The sequence below is a fragment of the Paraprevotella clara YIT 11840 genome, from assembly GCF_000233955.1.
Classification (GTDB): domain Bacteria; phylum Bacteroidota; class Bacteroidia; order Bacteroidales; family Bacteroidaceae; genus Paraprevotella; species Paraprevotella clara.
In genome coordinates this window covers 123,522-145,826 of record NZ_JH376581.1, presented here as the reverse complement: position 1 = coordinate 145,826, position 22,305 = coordinate 123,522, and the positions used below count along the sequence as shown (strand labels likewise).

Annotated in this window: 16 protein-coding genes and 1 tRNA gene; 8 read left to right on the top strand and 9 right to left on the bottom strand. The window is 45.8% G+C overall.

The window, feature by feature from the left end:
- Positions 1–51: 51 nt before the first annotated feature.
- On the bottom strand, positions 52–1,809 hold the full coding sequence (locus tag HMPREF9441_RS02220; RefSeq protein ID WP_008617481.1) for a 1-deoxy-D-xylulose-5-phosphate synthase: 1,758 nt from the start codon (positions 1,807–1,809) through the stop codon (positions 52–54).
- A gap of 139 nt (positions 1,810–1,948) precedes the next feature.
- A complete protein-coding gene (locus HMPREF9441_RS02215; protein ID WP_008617479.1) occupies positions 1,949–3,892 on the bottom strand; it encodes an alkyl/aryl-sulfatase in 1,944 nt (647 codons plus the stop codon).
- 138 nt (positions 3,893–4,030) lie between these two features.
- Here HMPREF9441_RS02215 and HMPREF9441_RS02210 point away from each other — a divergent pair, with 138 nt between their 5' ends.
- Together HMPREF9441_RS02210 and HMPREF9441_RS02205 are read left to right on the top strand one after the other, a co-directional pair.
- The gene (locus HMPREF9441_RS02210; protein ID WP_244949574.1) at positions 4,031–4,882 is read left to right on the top strand and encodes a helix-turn-helix domain-containing protein; all 852 of its coding nucleotides are present in this window, start codon (positions 4,031–4,033) and stop codon (positions 4,880–4,882) included.
- Between the two features lie 281 nt (positions 4,883–5,163).
- Positions 5,164–7,512, top strand: a complete 2,349-nt coding sequence (locus tag HMPREF9441_RS02205; RefSeq protein ID WP_244949573.1) for a TlpA family protein disulfide reductase — start codon at positions 5,164–5,166, stop codon at positions 7,510–7,512.
- A gap of 121 nt (positions 7,513–7,633) precedes the next feature.
- Here the strand turns inward: HMPREF9441_RS02205 and HMPREF9441_RS02200 are convergent, their stop codons facing one another.
- The 4 genes from HMPREF9441_RS02200 to HMPREF9441_RS02185 form a co-directional block, all read right to left on the bottom strand.
- Positions 7,634–10,759, bottom strand: a complete 3,126-nt coding sequence (locus tag HMPREF9441_RS02200; protein ID WP_008617475.1) for a fibronectin type III domain-containing protein — start codon at positions 10,757–10,759, stop codon at positions 7,634–7,636.
- Between the two features lie 416 nt (positions 10,760–11,175).
- Positions 11,176–11,700, bottom strand: coding sequence for a hypothetical protein (locus HMPREF9441_RS02195; protein ID WP_008617472.1), 525 nt, complete (start codon positions 11,698–11,700; stop codon positions 11,176–11,178).
- Entirely contained in the window at positions 11,663–12,397 is a 735-nt protein-coding gene (locus HMPREF9441_RS02190; RefSeq protein WP_008617471.1) for an ImmA/IrrE family metallo-endopeptidase, read from the bottom strand. The genes HMPREF9441_RS02195 and HMPREF9441_RS02190 overlap by 38 nt, the downstream gene beginning before the upstream one ends.
- Positions 12,384–12,737 carry a helix-turn-helix domain-containing protein gene (locus HMPREF9441_RS02185; RefSeq protein WP_008617470.1) on the bottom strand — a complete coding sequence of 118 codons (354 nt, stop codon included), beginning with the start codon at positions 12,735–12,737 and terminating at the stop codon, positions 12,384–12,386. Before HMPREF9441_RS02185 ends, HMPREF9441_RS02190 begins: the two co-directional genes overlap by 14 nt.
- A 273-nt stretch (positions 12,738–13,010) precedes the next feature.
- On the opposite strand from HMPREF9441_RS02185, the gene HMPREF9441_RS02180 reads away from it, so the two are divergent.
- Entirely contained in the window at positions 13,011–14,234 is a 1,224-nt protein-coding gene (locus tag HMPREF9441_RS02180; protein ID WP_008617469.1) for a site-specific integrase, read from the top strand.
- A gap of 224 nt (positions 14,235–14,458) precedes the next feature.
- Positions 14,459–14,950: a hypothetical protein gene (locus HMPREF9441_RS02175; protein WP_172634903.1), complete on the top strand. Its 492-nt coding sequence runs from the start codon at positions 14,459–14,461 to the stop codon at positions 14,948–14,950.
- A gap of 9 nt (positions 14,951–14,959) precedes the next feature.
- Here HMPREF9441_RS02175 and HMPREF9441_RS02170 read toward each other — a convergent pair whose 3' ends face one another.
- From HMPREF9441_RS02170 to HMPREF9441_RS02160, 3 genes are all read right to left on the bottom strand, one after another.
- Positions 14,960–16,042, bottom strand: a complete 1,083-nt coding sequence (locus tag HMPREF9441_RS02170; RefSeq protein WP_008617467.1) for a competence protein CoiA family protein — start codon at positions 16,040–16,042, stop codon at positions 14,960–14,962.
- Positions 16,042–16,473 carry a hypothetical protein gene (locus tag HMPREF9441_RS02165; RefSeq protein ID WP_244949572.1) on the bottom strand — a complete coding sequence of 144 codons (432 nt, stop codon included), beginning with the start codon at positions 16,471–16,473 and terminating at the stop codon, positions 16,042–16,044. Before HMPREF9441_RS02165 ends, HMPREF9441_RS02170 begins: the two co-directional genes overlap by 1 nt.
- A gap of 550 nt (positions 16,474–17,023) precedes the next feature.
- Positions 17,024–17,097: transfer RNA gene (locus HMPREF9441_RS02160), tRNA-Ile, on the bottom strand.
- Between the two features lie 170 nt (positions 17,098–17,267).
- Between HMPREF9441_RS02160 and HMPREF9441_RS02155 the strand changes: the two genes are divergently transcribed.
- The 4 genes from HMPREF9441_RS02155 to HMPREF9441_RS02140 are packed head-to-tail and all read left to right on the top strand — an operon-like array spanning position 17,268 to position 22,278.
- Positions 17,268–19,892 carry a calcium-translocating P-type ATPase, PMCA-type gene (locus HMPREF9441_RS02155; RefSeq protein ID WP_008617465.1) on the top strand — a complete coding sequence of 875 codons (2,625 nt, stop codon included), beginning with the start codon at positions 17,268–17,270 and terminating at the stop codon, positions 19,890–19,892.
- A gap of 1 nt (position 19,893) precedes the next feature.
- Positions 19,894–20,505, top strand: coding sequence for an HAD family hydrolase (locus tag HMPREF9441_RS02150; RefSeq protein WP_008617455.1), 612 nt, complete (start codon positions 19,894–19,896; stop codon positions 20,503–20,505).
- Between the two features lie 12 nt (positions 20,506–20,517).
- A complete protein-coding gene (ribF, locus tag HMPREF9441_RS02145; RefSeq protein WP_008617454.1) occupies positions 20,518–21,462 on the top strand; it encodes a riboflavin biosynthesis protein RibF in 945 nt (314 codons plus the stop codon).
- Between the two features lie 18 nt (positions 21,463–21,480).
- Positions 21,481–22,278: a CPBP family intramembrane glutamic endopeptidase gene (locus tag HMPREF9441_RS02140; protein WP_008617452.1), complete on the top strand. Its 798-nt coding sequence runs from the start codon at positions 21,481–21,483 to the stop codon at positions 22,276–22,278.
- Positions 22,279–22,305: the final 27 nt, after the last annotated feature.

Sequence of the window (22,305 nt, the reverse complement as noted above, 5' to 3'; positions counted from 1 at the left end):
ATGGTAAACGGGGCATACGCGCAGTTGATGTTCCGTTTTACCGTATGGAGTTTATAGCTGCGCGAGAATGTCTTCGGTAATCTGTTCCGCCGTCAGGTGGTTGTCGCGGAGGAATGCCGCCACGTCGAAGCGGTCTACGAACTCTTTGCGGGCACCGAAGTTGAGTACTTTCATGGGGCTTGTGCCGTAGTAGCGGGCGATTTTCTCACCGAATCCGCCGTCCTGTATGCCGTCTTCTAACGTGGCCACGAGGGCGTGGTCGGTTTTCAGTGTGTCTAATAAGGTGTCGTCCGTTCCGGTGATATAACGCGGGTTGACGAGAGTGGCTTCTATACCGACTTTTTCCTTCAGGATATGTGCGACGGATTCGCCTAACGGGAAGAAGGAACCCAAAGCGAGCAGGGCTACTTTTGTTCCCTTCTTTACCATTTCATAGCGGTTCAATTCGCTGTAATCCGTGGCTATTTCCCGGTCGGCATGCGTCAGTCCGAGTGCCGGTACGCGGATGGCTACGGGGTGGCTGTCTTGCCGCAGGCTCCATTCCAGCATGGCGAAGTATTCTTCCTTGCAGGTCGGGGCAAGATAGACCATGTTGGGAATGTTACTGATGAGAGGGATGTCGAAGAAACAGAGGTGCGTCACGTCGTTCATGGTCGAGAGCGAACCCCAAAAGACGAGCAGCGTGGCCGGGTTGTTGTTGATGCAGAGGTCTTGCGAAAGTTGGTCGTAAGCCCGTTGGATGAACGAGCTGCATACGCCGAATACCGGTTTTCCTCCTGCCTTGGCGATGCCGGAAGCCAAAGCGACGGCGTGTTCCTCGGCGATACCCACGTCCACGAACTGCCGTCCGGCTGCCAACCGTCTGTCTTCGGTGAATCCCATGATGGTGGGTGTTCCTGCCGTGATGCCTACCACGCGGCGGTCTTCTTTCATCTTCGCCAACAGGTAGTCGGCAGTTAGCGTGCCGTAGTCTTCTCCGTCGTCGGACTTGTGTTTGGGTTCGCCGGTCGCGATGTCGAACGGAGCGCAGTAGTGCCATGGCTCCTTGTGTTCTTCGGCCGGGCGGTATCCCTTGCCTTTCAGGGTGTTGATGTGTACCACGACGGGGTGGTCGATGTCTTTCACCTTTTGGAATGCCGAGATGAGGCTTCCGATGTCGTTGCCTTGGTCTACGTACAGGTAATCCAGTCCCATGGCCTTGAAGAAGTTGCAAGGGCATGTGCCTTGGCTTTCACGCAGCTCCTGCAGGTTGCGGTACAGGCCTCCGTGGTTTTCGGCGATGGACATCTGGTTGTCGTTGACCACGATGATGAAGTTCGTGTCCAATTCTCCTGCGTAGTCCAATCCCTCGAAAGCTTCTCCGCCGCTCAGCGAACCGTCTCCGATGACAGCAATGACATTGCCTTTTTCGCCTTTCAGGTCACGGCCTTTGGCCAGTCCTCCGGCCAGGCTGACCGAGGTGGAGGTATGGCCGATGACGAAATGGTCGTGTGCGCTTTCCGACGGCTCGGAGTAGCCCGACACGTCGTCGTATTTTTCCGGATCGAGATAAGCCTCTTTCCGTCCGGTCAGCATCTTGTGGGGATAGCTTTGGTGGGACACGTCGAAGACAATCTTGTCTTCCGGCGAGTTGAACACGTAATGCAGGGCGATGGTGGCTTCCACCATGCCGAAGTTCGGACCGAAATGGCCGCCGTGGTTGCTCAGGCGGTGCAACAATGCTTCGCGCATTTCTCCGCTCAGCAGGTTGAGTTCTTCCAGAGACAATTTTTTCACATCTTCCGGAGAGTTGATGTTTTCTAATACCATAAACAGATAAATTTGTCGTTTTGAAATGATGGTGCAAAGATACGCGGTTTTACCGGGAAGCCTGCTATCCGGATTACAGGTTTTTTTACCTGGATTACGGATAGTGGCCTTCTTCTGTCTATAGGTTGGAATATCCGGCTTATGGTATTACGATATTGAAGTTCGGATGGGCAGTTTCTACGCACGATGTCAATATGTCGATAGTTTCTTTGCACCCGTTTGCCGAAGCTTTCTGATCTTGGCATAACTCTTTCAGGTTAGTTGCGCCGAAGAACAGGCTGACGAAATCCTTTTTTGAGAGGGTCAGGTCAAGTGGGGCATCTTTCTCGTGACGGTTTAGCCTATGGTTTAGTACGCTGTTTTTCAGGATGAGTGAGGCATCTTCTCCTGTATCGCTGAAATGTAAGTTCAAGACAACTTCTTTCCCTTCAGCTTTATTCTTGTTGATTTGTATGGCACAAAAGTCGAACAGCGTCTCAGTATCCATTTGCGAGATGGTCTGATAGTTGGTCAGTACCGGGGTGTAAGGCTTTTCATTGCGGGTCAAGTCTTTGGCTCCGGTCAGGTAGAAGTTGCGCCACGGTCCACTTTCAGCCTGATAGCCCAACTGCATATAAGTGTCGGCCAGAAGCTTCCTGGCTGCCCGGTTTTCCGGTTCAGCAAAAACAAGGTGGTCTAAGAGAGTGGCTACCCATCGGTATTCTCCTGCCCGATATCCTTTTTCCGCCATTTCCATCACATGTGCAGCTCCTCCCAATGCTTCTACATACTTCTTTCCCAGTTCGGTGGGAGGCAGTGGGTTCAAGTGAGCCGGGTTACCGTCGAACCATCCGAAATACATTTGGTATTGCGATTTTACGTTGTGGCTCACCGTGCCGTAGTAGCCCCGGCAATGGAACAGGCTGTCCAAAGAGGTTGGGAGCTTCACGGCCTCGGCTATTTCTTCGGGCGTGTATCCTTGGTTGGCCAGATGCAGGGTCTGGTCGTGCAGGTAACGGTATAAGTCCCTTTGGGCTTCGAGATAAGGCAGGATGCGCTTATTGCCCCACATGGGCCAATGATGGCTGGAGAATACAACGTCGGTGTGTGCCCCATAGCGGGTAATCACTTGGTCGATGTATTTACTCCACAAAAGGCCGTTCCGTACTTTGGCCCCTCGTAGGGTTAACAAGTTGTGCATGGTGTGGGTCATGTCTTCTGCCGTGCAGAAGGCTTTCAGTTGAGGAAAGTAAATCATGATTTCTACAGGGGCTTCTGATTCAGGTGCAGAAACAAACTCCATTTGTAGTCCGTCGATGGTACGCGTTTCTCCTGTTTGCGAAATTTCATCTGTAGGGTGAGGAAGGGTTTTCTTCCCTTTTGCCAAGGTCTGTCCCAGTCCCGTACCGATAAAGCCTTGCGCATCGGGTGTCAATTGCAAGCCGTACATATAGGTGGCTCTTCTTGCCATGGCTGGGCCTGCCATGATATTTTCGTTTTGTGCGGCTTTCAGGAAACCTTTGGGTGCGATGATCTCAAAATCTTTATTGGGTGCGCCCTGGCGGATGGCCTGTAATCCTCCATAATGGTCGCTGTGGGGATGGGTGAGGATAACGGCGCGTATAGGAAAGTTGCCCACATGTTTCTTGATAAGGTCATATCCTGCCTTGGCAGACTCTTCTACTGTTAAAACATCGATGACAATCCAACCGCTGTCGGTGCGTACGAATGACATGTTAGCCAGATCGAAACCTCTGATTTGGTAAACCTTGCCGGGTATGACTTCAAACAGGCCGTGGATACTATTGAGTTGTGATTGCCGCCATAAACTTGGGTTGGCTGTGGCGGGACTGTCGTTCTGGAGGAACTCCCAATCCTTGAGGGGATATGATGTCTTACCGTTTGCCATGAAGATATTGGGTGTGTCGCTGGTGACAATGAACCCGCGTCGTGCATCTTCGAAATCCTGCCGGTTGGCAAAATTCAAGGTTTCCTGTACCGTTTGGTTAGCTTTGGCTGTGTAGGGAGTGGCTGCTGTCTGGGCAAAAAGAGAGACAGGCATGCACATGAGGCTCCATGTAAAATTGAAAAAATGTTTTCTCATTGTCTGGTTCTTTAAATAAAGTACAAAGAAAGATAAACTTGTGGCGGATGGCAATGTCTATTTCGGCCTTTTATTTGTATTTTTGTACGATTCCTAAAAGGAATAGGCCTATAAAAGGTTTTATACATGGCTTTTTGTATGAATAGAGGTGATTATACTTATGAGAAGGTTTTGGAGGGTTTCGGAAAGGAGAAGGCTCCTTTTATCATTTGGCGCGAGGAAGATTTGTTCGTTTTGCGCCCCTATCCGGTGAAGACGAAGTTTTGGGGCTTTTTCTTTTGTGTAGAAGGGCATATGGAAATTGAAATCAATTTGCGTCACCGCCTCTTCGATGCCGGGAAGATTCTTTGCTTGGCAGCGAATTATGCCGTACGGATTGTGTCGAGAAGCGAAGATTTCCGTTGTACGGGTATCTTGTTTTCGGAAGAATACTGGAAGAAAGCAGTGCTTCGCGATTATTTTTTGGGGCGGCTATCCGTACGGAGTGCTATCGTACCCATGGGAGATAAGATACAGGAAGCTTTTTCTTGTGTGCGTCGTTTGCTCCAGATTTACATGTCACTGCCCGAAGGAAACGGAAAAGAAGAAGGTGTGCGCCATTTGGTGGTCAGTGTTTTATATTTGATAGAAGAGGCATGTAGGGAATATAAAGAGACCGAAAATCCGGTCTCGCGTAACGAGCAGTTGATGTGGAGGTTTCTTGAACTGGTCTACAAGGAATATAAGTGTCACCGCCGTGTGGCTTATTATGCCGGCAGATTGTCGGTCACGCCGCGTTATCTGACCACAGTCTTGCGGCAGGTCGGTGGTCGTACGGCTTCACGTTGGATTGAAGAGTACGTGGTTCTTGAGGCTCAGGTTTTGTTGCGCAACTCAACCATGACAATAAAGGATATTGCTTACGGACTGCATTTTAACGATCCGTCTATTTTTTCCAAATACTTTACCCGCGTGGCCGGGATGTCTCCCGAGGCCTATCGGGCTTCATGAGGATGCCTTTGGCAAGACTGATTGTTGGTGCGTCGCTTCAGATAATGGCGTGCCGGAATCATCGTGCCGTTTACATTTCTGATGCCCGTATTCCGTCTGTAGGCGTTGGTTTTAGGGAGAGCGGCAGCTTGGTGGTACGTGGTTTTTCTGTTACGCGGATTACGGAATGGAAATCTTAAAAAAACAAAACGTGCCGGCTTTTCCCGACGCATGGCTTTGCCGGGCTTTGGGATATGTGTAAATTTATGCCGGTTAATTTAGATAATTCCATGATGAAACACATGAAACTGAAACTTATTGCATTGTTGTGGGTTACGTTTGCCGTGGTCTGTACTTGGGCAAGCGATTCCGTGGTTTGGCACCATCCCGTGGTGGGCTATACCCATTCTATTGTAGAGGTAACCAAGGTGGTGCTCCATGCAGACCGCACGGAAGTGTCGTGCCATGTACATTACCCTTCAGGTTATTGGATTCAAATCCTGCGCACGACGGAATTGCAAGCGGATGGCCGGAACTTTCCCGTGAGGAATGCCTCGGGCATTCCCCTTGGGGAACGGTACACGATGCCTGAGAGCGATGAAGTGGACTTTACGTTGACATTCGATGCCGTACCGCTTGGGACGGTAAAGATGAATCTGGTAGAACCGGACGGATGGGCGGTTTACAATATCCGTCCGGAGGATTATCGGCCCGAAGGGATAGAGGACACCTATTGGCGCGATGTGTGTACGGGAGATTGGTTTGTCGGCTTTTCCGGCGACGGCGTGATATACGACGGCAAGGTTTGGGACGTGGTGAGCCGAGAGGAGCGGAGAGACGGGCGTGGCCAATGGGTGATTGCCTATGGCGGAGAGCAGCTCGCTGTGGAGGTGGGCAAAGAAAAACGCGGCACGCGTCGCATCACCGTGGGCAAGGAACCGGCCGTGGAGTGCAGCCTGATTACGGGGGCGGCGTTGCCTGACTATCCCGTGGAAGACCTGCGGGAGGGGTTTAAGGACAACGGTTACCGTGCGGACGACAGCGTGACCATCGTGGGCTGGATGAAGGACATGCCTGCCGAGGCGTGGGAGAAAGGGCGAAGCGTGGAAATATTACGCAACAACATCTTTACGGACAAACAGGAATCCTTTGTGGCAGCCATGGATTCGACCGGGCGTTTCTCTGTGCGCGTGCCGTTGGTCAACACGTCGGAAATCTATATCGACATAGGGCGGAAGGGTGTCAACACGGTGGTGGAGCCGGGGGAGACTTATTTCCTGTTGCACGATTTCTCCACCGGCCATGTGCTTTTCATGGGAGAAGATGTCCGGTTTCAAAACGAATTGCAGACGCATCCTCCTTTGTACGTGGATGGTTATCTCCGGAAAGGGCAAGGGACGGTCGATGAATTCCGGACACAGATGGAGGAAAAGTACCGGCATGCGGTAGAGGAACTGTCACGGCGCGTGGGGGAGCATCCCAACCTTTCGCGGCGTTACCGTTACTTTATGGAATCTTTTGCTTTGACAGGGTTGGGCCGTTCGATGATGCAGGCGCGGTTTGCGGTGCCCGATTGGCAGTTGCCCGAAGATTACGTGGACTTTGTCCGGACAAAAGTCTGGCAGCGTCCTCCCAAACCCTATACGCTTTGCCAGAATTTTGGCATATTGATGAGGGATTATATAGGCCATTCCTCAAAGGCGAAAGACAAGGCGAGGGGCAATGCCGTATTCAATGCCTTCAAGCGTTTGCGGCAGCAAGGTGAAATCTCGATGACGGAGGAGGAGGCAAACACCGTGGAGGCTTATCGGTTGGCCATTAAGGAACTACAAGAAAAACTGAATGTGGAGCCGTCGGATTCGTTGCGTCAACGAATGGTGGTGGAGTTTGGGAAAAGTGATTTGGGGCAACGTTTCATATCGCTCTTCAAACGTTTCGAGGACGTTTTGAACGAGGAGGTATTGGCGGATAACATAGATTTCTGGAAAGAAAACGCGGAATCGGCGGGGTGCGACAGTATCCTATGCCAAATCCATTTAGCCCGGAATCTTTACAGGCAGATTGATAACATACGGAAACCCTTACCGGACAGGATGATGGCAAAGGCCGAACGGGAAATCAGGCTTGAGGGCGGATGGGATATCGTCAGCAGGGAACAGGAGAAGTACGTGGCTATCCAAAACAGGGACTTGTCCGGAGTGGGCAGTCTGAAGTCGGCAGAAGACGTGAAGGACGTGACCGGTGGCGAGGCATTGTTGCGCAAGCTCACGGAGCCTTATCGCGGCAAACTCGTGTTGCTCGACATTTGGGGCACTTGGTGCGGCCCGTGCAAGGAAGCCTTGTCCCATTCGCATGAACTGTTCGAGCGGATGCGTCCCTACGGCGTGGTGTTCCTTTACTTGGCCAACCGCTCTGCGGAAGATTCGTGGAAGAACGTCATCAAACAATACGACGTGCTGGGCGACAATGTGGTGCATTATAACCTGCCGGACGACCAACAACGAGCCATAGAACAATATTTGGGCGTGAACAGTTTTCCTTCCTATCGTCTTATCGGTGTAGACGGTCATGTGCTCGACGTAAATGCAGACCCTCGTAATCTGGACGCGTTAGAGGGGCTGGTAAAGCGGTTGGTTCTACCCGAGCAATAATCCGGTACAGACTACCGAAGGACAGTCGTAAAAACGAACAGAAAGGAAGTGCCGGAAGAGAGGCTATCAAGCCGAGGCTTCCGGCACTTCCTTTTTGGGGAAATGATATTTCCGTGTGGGATTATTCCTTGATGACTTTGTGTACGATGCAGTTGTCCGTCCCGTTGTGGAATTTGAAGATGTAAATTCCGGCAGGCAGGTCGGCGAAGTCGATAGTGCAGTTGCCTTCCGTCAAAGTCGTGCGACGCACACGGTTTCCGGCCAAGTTGAAGATGTCGGCTGTTTCATAGGTGTTACCTTCGATATGCAGTGAGCCGTTAGCATTGGGATAGAAGAGTAGTGGTCCGTCTTCATTTTTAGCTTGTCTGATGCTTGTGCCGTCCTTTATGGTGAACTGGATTCTCGGGGAAACTTCGTCATAGGAATCGTTAATGAACAGGGCGCTGAAATAGTTTCCGGGTTCGAGCGTACCGGCTTTGATGCTCACGGTTCCTTCCGTGGCTCCGTAAGTGTAATAGAAGCCGTCAAGCTCGTCCACGTTGGGGTCTTTGCCATCTTTGTAGACACCTACCCAATCTTTCGGTGTACCCGGACCGTCCTTGTAGTGGATGAGAATTGCTTCATCGGTGGAGAATTCCGTCTTGTCGGTAGACAGCGAAGATATGTCTTTGCCTACAGAGAAATAAACTCGTTCACGCGGTTCGAAGTACTGTCCCAAGGTGAAGTAATTCAAGAAATAATATCCTTTGGGCAGATCTTTCGCCAAAGTGAGTGTGCCTTCGGTGTTTCCGCCGAGGTAATCCCATGAATCGGATGTATCGGATGTACCGGGAACTTCTCCCCGCTTATAGATGCCGATCCAGTCGTTCTTCAAACCTGGTGCGTTGGAGTAGGTCACCACGATGTCTTCACCTTCTTCGAATTCGCTCTTTTCCAGACTGATTTGCGGTTCGGGACCGACATAAAACGGGATTCTTTCGCTGATTTCCGTATATCCCTCATCTTCAAATAGCACGGCATAGTATTCGTTGGTTTCGTCGATGGTGAAATTCATTGAACCGGATTGAGCCGGGGTATATTTCCATTTGTACGAAAGAACGGAATGCGGTTCTTCTCCTTTGCGGTAGATGCCGATCCATGCGTTTTGACCTTCAGGAGCATATTTGTAGTCGATGGTAATGGCTTCTCCTGGTGTTACGCTTGTGTCCGTTATGGAAATGGAAGGTTTACCTGCTATACTTCCTTCTACGGTGAACTGTCTGGTGTCCGACCATTCCGACCATTCCATATTGGTATCGCGGTATCTCATCCTTACGTAATAGGTACCGTTTATCAGTTTGTTTTTCTCAATGGTAAGTTGGGTGATGTCTATATTTTCATTGAGGTCAATGGGGATGTGTAAGGGTTTCCCCGTAGAACCGTAAAGGTCTTCGACGTCGCGTACCTTGTTGTATTCTATGGTAGAAAAGTCTTGGTTGAGTGAGAATTGGTATTGTACGCTATTTAGTTGTTCATTCGTAGTGGTTTTATATGGACTTCCTTTGAACGTATAAGGCAGGGTGATGATCTCTTCTGTTATTTCCTTGATTTCCGGCTTTTCCGGAGCAGCTTTACCCAAAGTACGACTGAAGGAGTCAATTAGAATATTGTCCACTACCAGTTCCTTGTTACCGATGGCATAGCACTCCGCCTTCATTTCTTTTTTATCAAAATCAAACTCCAGAATCTGGTAGCCCCAATAGTCAATGGTTTTTTGTACGTCGTCGTAGTCTTGTTCGGAAGACATGCCCCACATTTGATCCCAAGAGGCAGCACCGTTAATGATATGATATAGCGGATAATCGGTCAACTGCCCCCTATGGTACAAATGGTGGTGACCTCCGTAGTTCAGTACGTGCTTCGGAGTCTCGGACAGAATGGGTATGATTTCATTTCTAACCCATGCCGAGATGTCACCAACGTATTGCTCAGCTTGGATAGGCCGATGGTTTACACTGATAATGAAGTCTACAGAATCGTCTTTTTTGGCAGCATCTACAATTTTTCTCACCCATTCTTTTTGGGCGTCGCCGGTATGTTCAGTGGACAAAACAACGAAAAGGATACGGCCGGCTTGGTAAGCGTAATAGTTTTCTGTTCCACTGCTGATACCTTGGTAGGTAAGGTTCTCATAGTGGTAATGTGCGGCATATCTCTGCATACCCGGGTCGTTGTAAGTTTCATGGTTTCCCACGGCTGTCATGATGGGGAGATAAGGTGACATGAGTTGCGATTTGAACAGGTGTATCTGTTCGTATTGGTCCAATGTACCTACGTCCACTTGGTCGCCGATATTCATAATCATGTTGATGTTTTCGGTAAGGTCGCCATATTTTTCTTCGATCTTACGTTGTGCTGCTTTCATTAGCCACTCATATCCGCTTCGGCTTTTGATTTGGTGATCGCCCATTAACAGAATGCGCATGGGTTCATGGCTTTTGGGGGTCGGCATGGTGCGGAAATGGCATACTTCGCTTTTCTTGTTGTCACTGATAGCTTGGTAATAGTACACCGTGTTGGGTTGCAGGCCGGTGAGGCGGATGGAGTTCCAATAATATGGGAAACCGTCTTCTGAAAGATTGTCAATGCTACCCTCTAAGGTCTGCGTCAGTTGGTCTTTTGAAGTTCCGTAAATGACTTTAGGGGTGTTTTCGAAAGAGGTTTTCCAGCTAATCCAGATGGCGGTATCTTCCGCGCTTTGGAGGTAAGGTTTCGTCATGTCGGCGTAGCTGCCGGTTTTAGGCTCCACGGTCAGCCGGTGTGCCACGACTTGTCCACAGGCGTTTTCACCTTCGGCCGGTGTGTAGTAAATGTCAGCTTCGGAGTAATCTTTTCCTCCTATATTTATTGTCTCTCCCGGAGCAATGGTGTGATCTTGTATGCTTTGCACGTAGCGGCAGAATTTTATAGGAGCCTCCAAGGTATCTTTGTGTTCATCGGTAAACGTTCTTATCAGGCGGACCGGGCTGTCTTGTGATAGAAAGGAAGATGAAATTTCGACGGAAGGTGTTCCTTGTCCCGATACGACTTTGCAACCGATAGGAGCCGTCCAATCATAACGGGCGACAGTTTCATTCTTGGGAGCCTCGAACGTGGATGTCTCATTGATTTTCATGACAGGGTTGCCTTCTATGCGGTCGGCTTGTGCCTGGGCATATCCGCAAATTGCTAACGAAAGCAACGGAAGTGTCAGCATTCTCTTTTTCATTCTTTTTTCTTTTAAAGTTTATGTTATCAAGTTTTGATGCAACAAAAATAGAGTAAACTTATTAAGAGCCAGTTGCGTTGCTTTTACATTCTTTTTGCAGGGTAGAAATACATCTGATTTCACGTAGAATCTTCGTAAACAGCGCCGTGCGACGGGCTTGTGAAGTAATATAGTTGAAATAAAAAACGGCTTACGAATATCTTTCGTAAGCCGTTGATTTTTATAGTGGACCAGTCTGGGCTTGAACCAGGGATTTCCAGATTATGAGTCGCAAATAATTGATTTTCAGTAATTTGCTCTTCATTTCTTTTCAGGCTCATACTCCTTGATTTCCAAGCCTAAAGGTAGTATTTCTTTTTCAAATAATCTCTCTTGTTTTCTTCTATTTTCTTAAGATGTGTGCAAATTGTGTGCAATTAGATTTGCACGGTACATGTATATTGGGTTATGTCAATAATAGGAAGTTTGCTTCCTGCATCATTTACAGCTTGCATAAATTCAGTACATTCTTGTTGTGTCATTTTCTTTCTGCAATAAGCGTAATATAGAAAATCAAGAGTTGTTAAATAAGTTATGCAGTTCTTTGAACAGTAGTCCTTTATATCTCTTAAATTACTACTCCCCAATACATCTTTATTGTCCCTACAATATACCATACAGGCACTCTCTCCCTTTCCCAATACTCGTTGCAATGAAAAATATTCTTTTATTGATTCTCCTTTTGGAGCAAATGTTTCTTGTTTCAATTTTGGAAAATGGTGAAGATAGTTGTCTATGAATTTTTTCGTTTTATTATTCTTTGAAACTTCATTGTAAACCACATCCAATACTATATACTCATATTCGGGGAATATATCCGGTAATAATGAAAAGTTACCCGCTTCTATAAAATGGATAATCACATCAGCATCGAGTACTATTTTCGTTTTCTTGTGTCCCATTGATACTTATTTTACTGAGTAATTCCATATAATGGCTCTCTGAAATTTTTTCTTTATCGAATAAACTACGTGCCTTTTCTCCAAAATCACCGATAACTAACCCTTCATTTGCAGGTTCGTATAGAGCAATGTCATATCCGAAACATCTTGCAGAGTGTTTTACTCCTATTTCTGCAAGCCGGGAACGTGTATTTTCAGTTATGAGGCCAATGTTTAATAATCGATACAGCAGAGCTGAACGAGAAACAGAAAAATAGTGTTCGAGCTTTAAAATCGTTGCTATGGAAATGTTTCTGGTATTTAGTTCAGCTTCCGGTATTAACTGGCAAATTCCAGCTTCTGGCATTAATAAGGAAGAAGCAAACATATCTGCGTACTGTTCCACTTTATTTTTGCTGTGTCCTGGATTGCATTTATGTGGAGTCGGTTTTTCTTCTATAAATAAGTGGTATAATTCGTGGGCAATCGTAAAATGTTGTCTTCCTCGTGGTTGGTTAGAATTGATAAGCATAAAACGGTGTCCGGAATTATCCTTTAAACACATACCAGAAAAATTTTCAGACAGAGGTCTGAAAATAGTAAGTACGTTTAACTTTAGAAGCAGACTCTTCAATGTAATAGGCTCGGACGAGCTAAGCCCATTATCTGCGCGAAACTCTGAAACTTGTCTTTCTATAATAAATTTATTCAACTTCATTTTGGGCTATTCGTTCCATTTTAAGGTATGATTTCACAACATCCTTGAAATTGGCTATTTCTTTCAAATCGTCATCTTCTAAATCGGAAATTCTGAAAGCCGTAGCCAAAATCTCATTATCTGCTTGGACATTATCTTCAAACAGAATAAAAGGCTCACAACCAAATAGGTTTGATAGTTTTTCTAAAATATCATACGGAACTTCCCTTGTGCCTCCTTCATAATTACTATATGCAGAACGCTCAATCCCAATGGATTTAGCTATCTGCTCTTGCGTAAAACCGGATAACTCTCTAATTTTCTTTAGATTTTCTCCAATAATTTGATTAATCGTTTTCATGAGTGTTCTCCTTTAATTTCTGTGGCAAAATTACCTATAAGTTATTATATATACAAATATTGCCACAATAAGTTTGCTTATTTATAGTTATTTAGATGATTTCCTAAATAGATACACCTGAATGATGTTTTAACTTGTTCAGATAACATTTAAATCATTCAAAACCAATATTCAAAAGGCTTCAAAACGTTTTGAAACCGTTTATATTTCCCTTAAAAAATGGATATATAGATTATTGCAAGCAATTCCGCTTACATGTAATTACTAAAAATCATGTTCAATTATTCTAAAGATGGTGTCGTAGTTTCTACGGTACTGGATGCACGTACAATCAACAAGGAGGGTAAATATCCTGTTAAAATCAAGGTTTATTATCAGAAGAAGCCCAAATATTATTCCATTGGTATTTGTATGACAAAAGAAGAATGGAATAAGCTGCCGGATAATAAATCGTTTGAAAACAGAAAAATCAAACAAGCCATTGAAAGCAGTTTTTCTTTAGTCCGGATGAGTGTTGAAGCATTGGTAGAAAAGGGAACATTCTCTTTCAATACGCTCAATTTACGTTTGGGAAAAGCAACCGGAGACACTCTAAATAATGCCATAAGAGCAAAAATTGAGGAATTGAAAAGCGAAGATAGAATCGGAACAATGCAATTCTTCAAATGCACTTTAGTTATGGTTGAAGAAGTTGGAGGTAAAGATATTCCGTTCAGTGCCATTACCGTTGAATGGTTGCAGAAATGCGAGAAACTTTGGTCAAAGGCAAGAAGCGTTTCTACAATCGGTATGCACATGAGGAATATTCGTACTTTGATGAATGAAGCAAAGAGAGCTGGAGTTATCAAAGAGTCGCAATACCCATTTGGAAAAGGTTTGTTTGAGATAAAGACCGGTATTGGAAGAAAGAAAGGCTTGACAAAGAAACAGTTGAAAGCTATTTTCGATTATAAGAGCGAAAATGAAACGACTAATAGGTATAAAGACCTTTGGATATTCATTTACTTGTGTAACGGTATCAATCCGACAGACATGCTGAAACTAAAGTTCTCGGATATTGTGGACGGTGAGATATGCTTTGTGAGGCAGAAAACCGAACGTACAACAAAAAACAGAAAAGAGATACGAGCAACTATTTCAGTACAAATGCAGGCTGTCATTGATAAATGGGGGAATAAACCTCTGCCTGATAATTATATATTTCCATATATGAAAGGGAATGAAACGGCAATCGAAGCTAAGGCCATAACTCGTGGCATAGTGAAACGAATAAACAAGCGTATGAAGTTGATAGGTGAAGAATTGGGAATCGGCAACATTACCACATACACCGCAAGACACTCATACGCAACCGTATTGAAACGAAGCGGAGTCAATATCTCGTATATAAGCGAATCTTTGGGGCATACCGACCTAAGAACTACAGAGACATATCTGGCGAGCTTCGAGAAAGAAGAGCGAACTAAGAATACCAACCTTTTGACTTCGTTCTTGTAGCCTATATAGCTTATATGAGCAGTTTTTTCTCCTTGCCCGGTAATACCTACTCATTAGGATAACCGAGCTTTCTTTATGCTAAATTACCGGTGCGAGGGCTTAAATCTGATTAAGAATATAGTTAAAAAACCTTTTCCTTTTATATTCCGGCAAAAAAGTGGATATATGTATTAACCGAAAATTCAATGACTCGGGGAATTATTAATATCAAAATAAATAAAGTTATGACACGTAAGAAGAGAACCCAAGAAGAACAACCTTTGACTACTGAGGTTGTAGGAGCTAAAAAGAAATCTCCAAAGAAAAAGAAAGCAGTAGAAGAAAAGCCTGTTATTGTTCAAGAACAGGAAGCGAGCGTAAACGAGCCTATTACCCAAGAAGAAGCTGCGGAGAATACTCCAGAGAAAAGAGAGTATTCCATTGACGAGCTTATCGATATGTTAGGGCCGGATATTGAGTGTGAGGATGAAGTAGAGGTTGAAGATACTTCTTTATCAGAGAAAGAAGATAACGGGGAAGATATATTTGCCGCTTTGGATGATTGGAACGAAGATGACGATGAAGAAGAAATTTCAGATGAAATCATTGATATGTTTGATAAAACACTTGAAGCGAAAGGACTCGGTGACGTTTACTTTGAGCGGTTGGAAAGGAAACTCAAAGAACATGAGGAAGCTCAAAAGGAACGTGAACTTTATATTGATGAAGTACTATAATAAATAATATCATACATTTTTTTGGGCATCCAACACCTCTCCTTTCCAAACATCTACGTGATTCTCTTTCATATAATCATTGAAATCCGAAATTACACGCTGTATCATTTCCCTATCCTCTCCAAACATTATACATTTCGAAGCATCATTATCCTTACAATATTTGGGATTGCCACATTTCTTGTATAGTTTACAAAAGTTATCACCTGTCCAATCACTCGATTGCCATCTACATATCTGACAATCTTTCTTGAGATATCCATCCAGATAAGCTTTTACTTTGCCTACCGTATATAGTCCACCGCTATTAAGGAAATACGGAATACAATCATCGTATGGCATACTTATCTCATAAATACCTCGATGGGATAGGTTGTAATTTCTGCACGTATATCTCTCCTTGTCCACGAAACTTTTCAGAGTAGGATATAACATGTATTTTTGAAAAGGTTGTATAAAATCATCTTTCTTGAAAGTTTTGCGCTTGAAATTATACAACCGCACCATGTTTCCTTCCGTTATTTGAGTGGAATTTATGATATGCAGTATGTCTTCTTCCGACTGAATATGAAATTCAATGATGCGAATGCCTGAATCTTTCTTTTCTTGACTACACTCATGTGTCACAAAGATTTCTATAAATATGGGAGAATTCGGTTTGCCTTCACTCTCACAAAACAAATCAGCAACAAAACCCTCATATCCTCGTTCTTGGGTACATTTTGAATAATATTCTTTTAGATTGTACCGAATAGTTGTCTTACCCGTACAATACTCATCCATACGGAATATGCAGTTATCATATTTACTACATTTCTTGTAGGCATCCATTTCCAAAATAATGCTTTCTTTTTGGTTAAACCAATTCATTATCATCTTTTCGGCAATGGAATGCAAATAGCTATCGTAAGAACATTTATCTGTTTTGTGGGCAAAGTGCCATTGACGGATATTGCCACGCTTGGCTATCATTTCGTTATGGCAATGCGGACAGAAATACCGTTGCTCGCATGAACTATCGGTATTATGAATGTCAATGATGTCGTTATTAACATCAAGAGCAAAATGTTGGTATCTTTGAGAATGTTGCATCAATATACGCCTTCTTTTTCCCTGATTACGCCAATATTATCGTCCGTCAGTTCTGTCTTTGTGACGAGTATTTGGTTGAAATTCGGTTTCCCTACTTGTATCTGCCCATTAGAGAAAACATATAAAAAAGCATTTTTAAGCGTCTTCTTATAAATAGATTTACCATCCCTATCAACAACTTTCACTTTAACCCTATACTTGTCCGTTATAAAATAATCAGGCGTTATTGATTTGAAAGAGATTGTTACATTCTCATACATTTTCCCCTCAATGTCAAGAACTGCAACTTTACGAATGACCTCCATGTCTGTCAATGGCTTGGTGGTTTCAGGTTCATTTTGAGCAAATGCGAAAGTGGCTGTGAGGAACATGGTTATCAGAAATACAAACTTTCCCAATTCACGAACTCCTTTAAGATTCATTACTCCCATATTTTTCTTGTTTTTGGTTACAAAAAAAGCGCAGACAATCGCCATACGCTTCACGGTTCACCACAAACTATCATCAAATATTGGATGTCTGCGCCCGTATGGGTGCAGTCCCAATATTGATTATATGCTCTTTTTACTTGCGGTGGTGATTGTGAAGCTATTGAGCAATATGTCTTGGACATAGGTTTCCCCAATCCGAATACAAAAGTATAAAATTTTACTGAAAGACAGAAGGAAATATCCGAATTCAAGCTCCAATGTATCAACTTTATAACGCTTTATCTCTATATTAGCCTACGAATTGGTTTATTCTTTGTTTCCAACGACTTACCAATATATTTAATGGGAAATCCTGTTTTCAACTTGAAGTGTGCATTATGTTTCGCAATATCAAGTCCACAATAGGATAAAAATCGATAAAAATTCTCTGCAATCCAATGAAATTTCAGAAGGTCACTTTTATAAAGTTTCGCTTTAAAAAGGTCACCTGAAGGTCACCGACAAAAGAAAAAGCACCTACAAAATCTTTGTAAGTGCTTGATTTTCTTCGTGGACCAGCCTGGGCTTGAACCAGGGACCTCCAGATTATGAGTCTGTTGCTCTAACCAACTGAGCTACAAGTCCGAAACAACTTCTTTTTGAAATTGCAGTGCAAAAGTAATATGATTTATTGAGATATGCAAACAATAAAGGTAAAAAATGGAGGGAAAAGCTTTCAATATTGCCGGAACTATTGTATTTTCGCATCGTGGAATGATGTATGAAACAGAAATCGCATATAATTTAAGGTAAAGATGAGTACAAAAGAGACTGATTGGTTGAGTGTCGGTTTGAACGACCGGCAAGTAGAAGAGAGACGTGCCCGTCATGGGAGTAACGAACTGACCCCGCCGAAACGCCCTTCAATGTGGAGGCTTTATTTGGAGAAATTTCAGGACCCCGTAATACGGATATTGTTGGTAGCCGCCTTGTTGTCTTTTGTAGTCGCTTTTGTGGAAAATGAATTTGCAGAAACCATCGGAATCGTGTGTGCCATATTGTTGGCTACAGGCATCGGCTTTTATTTTGAGTACGATGCCGCCCGTAAATTCGATGTGTTGAATGCTTTGGGGAGCGAGGCTTTTGTACGGGTTGTACGGAACGGACAGGTGTGTGAAGTTCCGCGTAAGGAGCTTGTGGTGGGAGACATCATCATGTTGGAAACTGGAGACGAGATACCTGCCGATGCCGAGTTGTTGAAGGCTGAAAGTTTGCAGGTGAATGAATCGAATCTGACGGGAGAGCCGGTTACGCGGAAAAGTACGAGCCATTCGGATTTTGATAAAAATGCCCCGTATGCCACGAATCGATTGATGCGCGGCACGACCATTGTAGAGGGGAGTGCTACGGCTCGTGTGATAGCTGTGGGCGACCATACGGAGATTGGTCAGGTAGCTCGTGAAGCGACGGTGCTGACCGGTGAGAAGACCCCATTGAACAAGCAGTTGGATCGTTTGGCCGGTTTCATTAGTAAGATAGGCTATACCGTGGCGTTCCTTACGTTTACGATATTTACGGTACATGGTTTGATGGAATATGTCCCCAAGGTCGATGTGTGGGGGAGTGAGAACTATTGGCATGTGTTTGGGATGGTGCTGAATAATTTCATGATGGCTGTGACGTTGATTGTCATGGCTGTTCCCGAGGGATTGCCGATGGCTGTGACGTTAAGTCTGGCATTGAATATGCGCCGTATGCTGAAAACCAATAACTTGGTACGTAAGATGCATGCTTGCGAGACGATGGGGGCCATTACGGTGATTTGTACGGACAAGACAGGGACACTGACACAAAATCGCATGACCGTGTCGCAAATGCTGATGCAAGATGAGGATTCGGCACTCTTGGATGAAGCTATCGCGTGCAATACGACTGCCTTTTTAAATGAATCCCGTACGGAGGGGTTGGGAAATCCCACGGAAGTGGCTTTGTTGCTTTGGATGCAAGGGCGCGGTTCGGATTATATGAAGGTGCGCCAAGGAGCGGAAGAAGTGGCTCGTCTGCCTTTCTCTTCAGAGCGGAAATATATGGCTACGATAGTGGATTCCTCCGTGTTGGGACGAAAGGTTGTATATGTGAAAGGGGCGCCCGAAATCGTTTTGGGACTTTGCCGGGGGGTATCGGAAGAGCAAATTGCCGGGTATCATGCCCGGCTGAAAGACTGGCAGATGCACGCGCAGCGTACTTTGTTGTTGGCCTACAAGGAAGTGGCGGATACGGATGCCGATTGTGCGGCTTTGGTACAATCCGGCGGATTGACCTTGTTGGGCTTGGCGGCTATTAGTGATCCTGTGCGCCCGGAAGTGCCTCAGGCCGTGGAGAACTGCTTGAAGGCCGGGGTGCAAATCAAGGTCGTGACGGGCGACAGCACGGGTACCGCTGTGGAAATAGCCCGTCAAATCGGTTTGTGGAAAGAAGGAGACGACGAAAAGAAGAATTGCATGCGGGGTGTTGACTTTGCTGCGTTGAGCGACGAAGAAGCCCTGCAACGTATCAAGGATTTGAAGGTGATGAGCCGTGCCCGTCCGTTGGACAAGCAACGGTTGGTGAAGTTGTTGCAGACGGAGGGGGAAGTCGTGGCTGTGACCGGCGACGGGACGAACGATGCTCCGGCGTTGAACTTTGCCCAAGTCGGTCTGTCGATGGGGTCGGGGACTTCGGTAGCCAAGGAAGCCAGTGACATTACATTGCTTGACGATTCGTTCCGTAGCATCGTCACGGCTGTCATGTGGGGACGATCGTTGTATAAGAATATCCAACGTTTTGTCATGTTCCAGTTGACTATTAATTTCACCGCTTTGCTGGTCGTGCTTATCGGCGCGTTCATGGGGACGACTCTTCCGTTGACCGTTACCCAAATGTTGTGGGTGAATATCATCATGGATACTTTTGCGGCTTTGGCTTTGGCTTCGTTACCGGCCGACCCGAACGTGATGAACGAGAAGCCGCGTCCTGTAGGGCAATTCATCATCACACGTCCGATATGGACGTCGATACTGGGCTATGGGACAGCTTTTGTCGTGTTCTTGTTGGCCATGCTCCTCCGTATAGAAATCACCGGAGGAATGGATGTATATGATTTGACCCTGTTTTTCACATTCTTTGTCTTGTTGCAGTTCTGGAATTTGTTGAATGCAAAGACTTATTCTACGACAGATTCGGCTTTCAAACATCTTTCCCGGTGTGCCGGCGTGTTGACTGTATTATGCCTTATCCTCTGTGGTCAGTGGCTGATTGTACAGTTCGGCGGACCGGTATTTCGCACTGTACCTTTGGCGGCCAGGGACTGGGGGATATTGCTTGCTGTAAGCTCTCTTGTATTATGGGTCGGAGAGGCAGGCCGTCTCTTTAAACGGCTTTGCCGGAAAAAAGCAGAATGAAATGGATAAACGGATAAAAAATATTATTTTCGATTTCGGCGGTATTATCGTGGATTTGGACAAGCAGGCAGCGGTTCATGCTTTTGAGGCGTTGGGCTTTGAAGCCCACGCTTATATCAATGATTATGTGCAGGACGGGGTGTTTGCCTTGATGGAAACCGGAGAGATGTCACCGGATGAGTTTTGCACTTATGTGCGGAAGAAAGTCGGGGCGGATGTGAAAGATGAAGAAATCTTTCGGGCTTGGAATAAGATGTTGGTCGGGATTCCGGCTCGTCGCATGCAAACCATCCGTAATCTGCGGACGGATTACCGCACTTATATGCTCAGTAATACGAATGCCATGCACTGGGCATATTCATGCCGTGAATTGATGGCTTCTACTGGGTTGGAGATGGAAGATTGTTTCGACCGCATATTCCTGTCCTTCCAGATGCATTTGGCCAAACCGGACGAACGGATATTCCGTAAGGTGTTGGCCGAAGCCGGGTTGAAGCCGGAAGAGACATTGTTTGTCGATGACTCTTCCGAAAATTGCAGGACGGCAGAGAGTTTGGGTATACAGGTGTTCCATTCCCGACAGCCGGAAGATTGGTTCAGTTTGTTGGAGTAATGATGAAGGAGAATGAAGTTTATCACGCTTACTGACCCCTTACCTTATCAGGCTTGTGTCGCCACGATTGGTTTTTTCGACGGCGTGCACCGGGGGCATCGCTTTTTGATACGGCAGTTGACCCGTTATGCCGCCGGGCACGATTTGGCTTCCTTGCTGATCACTTTCCGTACGCATCCGCGTCAGGTCATGCAAGCCGCTTATCAGCCTCAGTTGCTGACCACATATGATGAGAAATGCGAGCAGTTGACTACGACGGGAGCGGATTATTGCCTGACGTTGGATTTCACCACGGCATTGGCAGCTTTGTCAGCTCGTCGCTTTATGGTTGAAATACTGAAAGAGAAGTTATCTGTAAAGGTCCTGATTATCGGATACGACCATCGTTTCGGACATGACCGTTCGGAGGGATTTGCGGAATATGTGGAATATGGACGGGAATTGGGGATGGAAGTCGTTCGTGCGGACGCCTTTGCCATGAGCGAGGTGAATGTAAGTTCGTCTATGGTCAGGGCTTGTCTGGCCGAAGGCGAGGTAGGAATGGCGGCACGTTGCCTGACCCGTCCGTACGAAATTACGGGACGTGTGGTTCATGGTTTCCACGTAGGGCATGAACTGGGCTTTCCTACGGCGAATATACAGGTTGAGGATGCACAGAAACTGATTCCTAAAAACGGCGTATATGCTGTTTGGGTCAAAGGAGGAACAGGAGGAGAGGAACACGTTTGGGGAGGGATGTTGAATATCGGTCTTCGGCCCACGATGGAAAACGGCGAGAATCGCACCATAGAAGTACATTTGTTGGATTTTGCCGGAGATTTGTACGGTTGTTGCTTGACGTTGAGTTTCGTCAGGCGTTTAAGAGATGAAAAGAAGTTCAGGAATAAAGGGGATTTGGTTCATCAGCTTCGCGAGGATGAGGCTATGGTGAGAATGATTTTAAACAAGGAGCAATAGCTTGGAAAGGAGATTGGTATGAAACGTACGGTTTGTTTGGTGATTATTTTTTTGTTGGCCCAGGTTTTGTCTTCCTTGGCAGTCTTGTTCTTTTTCAATCTTTCGGATCTGCTTCACGAAGGACGTTTGGATGTGAATGCATTGGCATCTTCTCCATCGGCCTTGGGGATTTCTCTGTTATTAAACGGGGCTGTGGTATGGTCGGTGATGACTTTGTTGAGATGGACAGACCGTAAAAGTTTCCGTTTCAGGCAAATAAAATGGCCTGTATACGCCGTCGTGGTTTTATGGATGTTGCCCGTCATATTTGTTGTGAACTTGTTATTGGAGACTTTGACATTAGAAGACTTGAATAAAGATGTATTTGCCACGCTTGTGTATAACCCTTGGGGGGTCTTGGCCATCGTCTTGGTCGGGCCTTTTACCGAAGAACTGGTGTTCCGGATGGGAATCCAGCGGCATCTTATCCGGTACAGGATGCGTCCGTGGATGGCCATTTTGCTTTCAGCCTTGATATTCGGAGCCGTACATGGCAATCCGGCACAAATACCGGGAGCCGTAGTTTTTGGTTGGGTTTTGGGTTGGTTGTACTGGCGGTCGGGTACGATTTGGATTCCGGTGGTGGCACATGTCTTCAATAATTTTGTGGGTGTTGCCATGCTTTGGTGTACGGGAGATACGGATACGACTTTGGTGGAGTTGTGCGGTGGTGCCGGCGCAGCTTCCGTTTGGGCTTTGGCAGCTGCGGTTTGCGGATATGTAGGTTACCGTTATTTAGATAAGGTGCTTGGGGTAGAGGGTGAGTCGGGACAGTAAAAAACGTGTGGGAGAACGTAAGGGATG